Annotated in this window: 6 protein-coding genes and 1 pseudogene; 4 read left to right on the top strand and 3 right to left on the bottom strand. The window is 63.3% G+C overall.

Features of this window, described 5'->3' with window-relative positions:
• Positions 1-126 (bottom strand): annotated as a pseudogene (locus ENZ74_RS35185) (dUTP diphosphatase); the annotation flags it as partial.
• Between the two features lie 165 nt (positions 127-291).
• On the bottom strand, positions 292-762 hold the full coding sequence (locus ENZ74_RS19140) for an Lrp/AsnC family transcriptional regulator (protein ID WP_013528044.1): 471 nt from the start codon (positions 760-762) through the stop codon (positions 292-294).
• Between the two features lie 115 nt (positions 763-877).
• Between ENZ74_RS19140 and ENZ74_RS19135 the strand changes: the two genes are divergently transcribed.
• Positions 878-1,126: a DUF6356 family protein gene (locus ENZ74_RS19135; protein WP_063169910.1), complete on the top strand. Its 249-nt coding sequence runs from the start codon at positions 878-880 to the stop codon at positions 1,124-1,126.
• A 335-nt stretch (positions 1,127-1,461) separates the two neighbouring features.
• Here ENZ74_RS19135 and ENZ74_RS19120 read toward each other — a convergent pair whose 3' ends face one another.
• On the bottom strand, positions 1,462-2,538 hold the full coding sequence (locus ENZ74_RS19120; protein WP_063169911.1) for an FAD-binding oxidoreductase: 1,077 nt from the start codon (positions 2,536-2,538) through the stop codon (positions 1,462-1,464).
• Positions 2,539-2,659: 121 nt separating this feature from the next.
• Here ENZ74_RS19120 and ENZ74_RS19115 point away from each other — a divergent pair, with 121 nt between their 5' ends.
• The 3 genes from ENZ74_RS19115 to ENZ74_RS19105 all read left to right on the top strand — a co-directional run.
• On the top strand, positions 2,660-3,256 hold the full coding sequence (locus ENZ74_RS19115) for a TetR/AcrR family transcriptional regulator (protein ID WP_063169912.1): 597 nt from the start codon (positions 2,660-2,662) through the stop codon (positions 3,254-3,256).
• Positions 3,253-4,182, top strand: a complete 930-nt coding sequence (locus ENZ74_RS19110; RefSeq protein WP_063169913.1) for a haloalkane dehalogenase — start codon at positions 3,253-3,255, stop codon at positions 4,180-4,182. The genes ENZ74_RS19115 and ENZ74_RS19110 overlap by 4 nt, the downstream gene beginning before the upstream one ends.
• Before the next feature lie 100 nt (positions 4,183-4,282).
• Positions 4,283-5,820 (top strand): peptide chain release factor 3 (locus tag ENZ74_RS19105; protein WP_127312924.1); only part of this gene is annotated, 1,538 nt, incomplete at its 3' end.

Here is a 5,820-nt window from a genome sequence, read left to right as displayed (position 1 = left end):
GCGCAGATCCATGCCGGCAGCACCGGTGCTTTCATAAGCAGGAAGGGGAAGTCCTTCAGCATGCGGCAACCTGACGAAGCCGACGGTCGGACCGATGACGGAGGGAGTTTGAAGGGCTGCGCGCATAAAATCGATCCTATCGGCGCGAACGGCGATTCGGTCAACTCGCCCGCAAGCCTATCAACGGCTTTCTTTCAGGCATCAGTATGGCCTGAGGTGTGTTGAGATTCAGGTCAGGCCGAGTCGAAACCCGTCGTTTGCAGGCCGGCATCACCTGAATATCGACATATCTTAGCGCACTTCCATCGGAACCACCGTCGTCTCCTTGATCTCTTCCATCACGAAAGAGGCGGAAACATCAGACAGCGCCACCTTGGCGATCAGCCGCTGGTAGAGCCGGTCATAGGCCTTCACGTCGGCGACGCGGGCGCGCAGAACGTAGTCGAGGTCGCCGGACATGCGGTAGACGCCGATGATCTCGGGAAAGCCGGTCACCGCCGCCCGGAATCTCTGCAGCCACTCCGGATCGTGGTTGGACGTGCGGATCAGGATGAAGACGGAAAGGCCAAGCCCGAGCTTTTCGGCATCGACCAGCGCCACCCTGCCGGTGATGACACCGGCCTCCTCCAGCCGCTTCACCCGGCGCCAGCAGGCATTGCGCGACAGCGCCACCCGTTCCGACAACTGGTCGACCGACAGCGTGCCGTCGCGTTGCAACTCGGCGAGCAATTTCCGGTCGATTTCGTCAATTTCCAGCGCCATGTGGGATATTTGTTCCATGCATCACCGAAATACAAGGACATTTTGAGACCGATGAACCGGCGAAGCATGTCAGGATACTCATATCAGGAACTTCAAGCGCTGAAGGGGAACCAGCATGTCGGTCGCAAGGATTTTCACCTCTCATCCGGCCAAGGTCGGCGAAACCTATTTCAGCCACATGGGCTTTGCCGCCTGGTTTTCGTCGCGCCTGTTGATGGCGGCCGGCGCCGCGCTCGTTCATGCTTTCTTGCCATTTCTGTTTGAAACTACCGCCAGCCGAATCGTTCGCGAGCTTTACGAGCGGACGCACAACAGAGGCACGCACGCGACCAAGGAGCCTGCGGCTCTTCCGGATCGCGCCTAGGCGATCCCGCCATCGAGCTTCGTCACCATGACCAGGGACGGGATCAACATTCGGCCTTTTGCTCCGGCCGTGGCGAAGCTGGCGTTGGCCGGGTAGTTGCAAATTGCGGCAACGCCGCGGGCCAGCGCCCCCCTCTGTCCTGCCGGACATCTCCCCCTCAAGGGGGGAGATTGGATGTCGCGACGGCTTTCGCCAATCGCCGACCTTGCGGGACTGAGCGAGGCGCCGAAACTGCCAATCTCCCCACTCGAGGGGGAGATGTCCGGCAGGACAGAGGGGGGCGCCGTAGGGCGTTAACCTATACAGACATCGGCCGACGCTGCCGTCCGTCCGGGTTATTGAGCAAACCGTCCCAACCCGTAAGGCGCGAGCAGCGGATCGCGCTCGCCATCAAGGATTTCGCGAGCGGCAAACAGGCCGACGGCCGGCGCCAGCGTGATGCCGGAATGCATGACGCTGACATAGACGCCGTCCATGCCCTCGGCGCGGCCGATGATCGGAAAACCGTCGATCGGCGTCGGCCGGTAACCGACCGTGTGGAAATCGAGCGCCAGCCCGTCTCCGCCGCGCAGGCTGGCTTTCAGGACCGCGACCAGTTCGCTGGCGGTGGCTTGCGCATCCATGCCGGGGTCGGCGCCGCCGAAATCGGAACCGGCGATGATACGGCCCTCGGCGGTCTGGCGCATATGCAGCCGCTCGGCCAGCACCAGTCCGTTCAGCAGTTTCTCGTAGGGCCGCGAGTGGACGATCAGGCCAGGTGGCGTCTCGAGCGGCAGATTTATGCCGGCGGTGGCGGCAATGCCCGCCGAGCCGACGCCGGCCGCGATCAACACCTCGTCGGTGGCAAGCAGCCCATGCGATGTGTCGACGCCCGAAATCCTGCCGCCTGTCTGGACAAGCGCCGTCACCGTGCTGGAGATGATCCGCGCGCCGCGTCGTTCGGCATCGGCCAGCAGCGCCTTCGTTGCCGCGACCGGCTCGGCAACGCCCTCTTCGGCGACATGCAAAGCGACGTCCGGGAGTTGGGTGAGATTAGGCTCTATACGGGCCGCGCCGGCGCGGTCGACGCGCTCGATGCCGTAGCCCCAGGCCGAATGCTGCGCGGTATAGGCTTCCATGTCGGCCGCCGATAGATCCCAGCACAGGCCGCCGCACCAGTTGAGCGGCAGGCCGGGCACGTCCCGCGCCAGCCGCGACCATTCGGCCATGGCGCGGGTGCGCAGCCGGAAATAGGGCTCCGGATTGCCCCAGGTGGCATTGATCCAGGCAAAGGAGTTCGGCGTGGCGACCCCACCGGCGGCGCTGTCGGCGGCGATGACCGTCACCTGTGCGCCTGCCCTGGTCAGGTGCCAGGCCATGGAAGCACCGATGATGCCGGCGCCGATGACGATCACTTGTTTCACCGCAGCCATGTTCGCTCCTCAAACTCGCCACCCCCTGAGGGACACTCTTCCAGTGCCACCCCCGCTTGCCAACATCGGCAACGCAAATTATTCGGCTTGACATCAATACGTACGTACGTATTATATCGGTATGGCCAGACAATCACTCCGCGAAAACCTCCTTGACGCCGGGTTCCGGACCATCTGGAATTCCGGCTATGCCGCCGCCGGTGTGCGCGACATCGTTGCCGCCGCCGACGCCCGGCCCGGCTCGTTCACCAACCATTTTGCCTCCAAGGAGGAGTTTGCCGGGGAGGTGCTGGACCGCTATTTCGCCTATGTCGGCAAGTTGGTCGAGAAAGCCTTGGCGCAGGACGGCACGCCGCCCATCGGCCGGCTGAGGCGCTACGTCGATGTCATCACCTCGAAGCTTGAGGCGCATGATTGGGCACGCGGCTGCATGATAGGCAATCTCAGCCTCGAGACCGCGGTCCACAGCGAGCCGCTGCGCCTGCAACTCGTCGACATCTTCGAACGCTGGCGCCAGCCCTTCGCCGCCTGCATCGCCGAAGGCCAGGCAGCCGGCGACATCTCCAAGACCTTCGAGGCCGAGGACCTTGCCGACTTCCTGCTGTCGTCTTGGCAGGGCGCCATGCTGCGCATGAAGGTTGAACGTAGCCCCGCGCCGCTCGAGCGGTTCAAGAAAATCATCTTCAGCACAGTTTTTGCAAAGGAGCCGACCCCATGAGTTCGAAAGCCAACATTTCTCAAGCTGGCGTCGCTGCACCGAGACGCTCGCAGATCGCCGTGCTCGATTCGACCATGTCCTATGTCGAGACGGGAGCGTCCGGCCCCACCGTTCTGTTCCTGCATGGCAATCCGACCTCATCCCACATCTGGCGCAACATCATCCCGTATGTCGCGCCGCTCGGTCGCTGCATCGCGCCCGACCTGATCGGCTACGGCCAATCCGGCAAGCCCGATATCGATTATCGCTTCTTCGATCACGTCCGCTATCTCGACGCCTTCCTGGACGTGCTCGACATCCAGGAAGTGGTGTTGGTCGCGCAGGACTGGGGCACGGCCCTGGCTTTCCATCTCGCGGCGCGGCGACCGCAACGCGTGCTCGGCCTTGCCTTCATGGAATTCATCCGACCCTTCGAGCGCTGGGAGGATTTTCATCAGCGCCCGCAAGCCCGCGAAATGTTCAAGGCGCTGCGCACGCCGGGTGTCGGCGAGAAGCTGGTCCTGGAAGACAATGTCTTCGTCGAAAAAGTGTTGCCGGCCTCGGTGCTGCGTACACTGAGCGATGAGGAGATGACCGTCTACCGGGCGCCGTTCCCGACACCGCAATCGCGAAAGCCGGTGTTGCGCCTGCCTCGGGAATTGCCGATCGAGGGCCAGCCCGCCGACGTTGCCGCCATCAGCGAACATGATCATCGCGCACTTCGGCTCTCCACCTATCCGAAACTGCTGTTTGCGGGCGATCCCGGCGCGCTGATTGCGCCGCAGGCCGCACGCGAATTCGCCGCCGGGCTGAAGAACTGCCGGTTCATCAATCTCGGACCCGGTGCGCACTATCTGCAGGAAGACCATGCCGACGCGATAGGCGGCACCATTGCCGGCTGGCTCCCCGAGGTCTTTCAGGCGAGCCGCACGGCCGAATTGGCCTGAAGCAAGCCATGGCTTCCGGCGGCTTCCCTGCCGCCGGACCGGTCGACAGGCCCGCACTGCGCTGCTAGAAGCCCGGCCTGTCACACGGAAATCCCAGAGAATGCCCGAAGCAATAGAAGAAGAAGTGGCGCGCCGCCGCACCTTCGCGATCATCGCGCACCCGGACGCCGGCAAGACCACGCTCACCGAAAAGCTGCTGCTGTTCGGCGGCGCCATCCAGCTTGCCGGCGAGGTCAAGGCCAAGAAGGACAAGATCCAGACGCGGTCGGACTGGATGAAGATCGAGCGTGAGCGCGGCATTTCGGTCGTCACTTCGGTGATGACCTTCGAGTATGAAGACAATGTCTTCAACCTGCTCGACACGCCCGGCCACGAGGATTTCGCAGACGACACCTATCGCACGCTATCGGCGGTCGACTCGGCCGTCATGGTCATCGATGCCGCCAAGGGCATCGAGCCGCGCACGCTGAAGCTTTTCGAAGTCTGCCGGCTACGCGACATCCCGATCATCACCTTCGTCAACAAGATGGATCGCGAAAGCCGCGATCCGTTCGAGATTCTGGATGAGATCGAGCAGAAGCTGGCGCTGGATACGGCGCCGATCACCTGGCCGATCGGCCGGGGCAAGAATTTTTCCGGCACCTACCATCTGGCGCTGAACGCCGTGCGCAGGGGCGACGACGAGAAGGAGCGCACGCCGGTCAACGGTCCCGATTCCAACCGCGTCGCCGGCCTTTTGCCGGAGAACGAGCGCGAGGCCTTCATCGAGGAGCTGGAGCTGGCGCGGGAAGCATGCAGACCCCTTGATATAGAAGCCTTCCGCGAGGGTCACCTGACGCCGGTCTATTTCGGCTCGGCGCTGCGCAATTATGGCGTGCGCGACCTGATCGAGGCGCTCGGCGCTTTTGGACCGCCGCCGCGTGCTCAAGAGGCCGACACCCGCAAGGTCGAGGCGACCGAAGAGAAGATGACGTCCTTCGTCTTCAAGATCCAGGCCAACATGGATCCCAACCACCGCGACCGCATAGCCTTCGTCCGCGTCTGTTCGGGCAAGCTCGAGCGCGGCATGAAGGCCAAGCTGGTACGCACGGGAAAACCGATGTCGCTGTCGGCGCCGCAGTTCTTCTTTGCCCGCACACGCGTCACCGCCGACGAGGCCTTTGCCGGCGACGTCGTCGGCATTCCCAACCACGGCACGCTGCGTATTGGCGATACGCTGACCGAGGGCGAGGAAATCCTGTTCCGCGGCGTTCCGAATTTCGCCCCGGAAATCCTGCGCCGTGTCCGCCTCGGCGACGCGATGAAGGCCAAAAAGCTGAAGGAAGCGCTGCACCAGATGGCAGAGGAGGGCGTCGTGCAGCTGTTTTCGCCCGAGGACGGCTCACCGGCCATCGTCGGTGTCGTCGGCGCGCTGCAACTCGACGTCCTGAAGGAACGGCTGAACTTCGAATACACCCTGCCGGTCGAATTCGAGATGTCGCGCTTTTCCGTGTGCCGCTGGATCTCGGCCGACGACAAGGCCGAGGTCCTGCGTTTCATCGAGGCGCATCGCGGCGACATCGCCCGCGACCTCGACAACGACCCGGTGTTCCTCGCCCAGCACGCCTTCTCGCTGAACTACGAAGCGGAGCGCTGGAA

It is taken from the genome of Mesorhizobium sp. M7A.F.Ca.CA.002.15.2.1 (assembly GCF_003998715.1).
Taxonomy (GTDB): Bacteria; Pseudomonadota; Alphaproteobacteria; order Rhizobiales; family Rhizobiaceae; genus Mesorhizobium; species Mesorhizobium ciceri.
The sequence above is the reverse complement of the archived record's forward strand: the minus strand, read 5'-3'. Positions and strand labels throughout refer to the sequence as shown.

Bases quoted from the DNA above. Each gene is read 5' to 3' on its own strand.
- ENZ74_RS19140 (WP_013528044.1), bottom strand. From the start codon at position 762: ATGGCGCTGGAAATTGACGAAATCGACCGGAAATTGCTCGCCGAGTTG.
- ENZ74_RS19135 (WP_063169910.1), top strand. From the start codon at position 878: ATGTCGGTCGCAAGGATTTTCACCTCTCATCCGGCCAAGGTCGGCGAA.
- ENZ74_RS19120 (WP_063169911.1), bottom strand. From the start codon at position 2,538: ATGGCTGCGGTGAAACAAGTGATCGTCATCGGCGCCGGCATCATCGGT.
- ENZ74_RS19115 (WP_063169912.1), top strand. From the start codon at position 2,660: ATGGCCAGACAATCACTCCGCGAAAACCTCCTTGACGCCGGGTTCCGG.
- ENZ74_RS19110 (WP_063169913.1), top strand. From the start codon at position 3,253: ATGAGTTCGAAAGCCAACATTTCTCAAGCTGGCGTCGCTGCACCGAGA.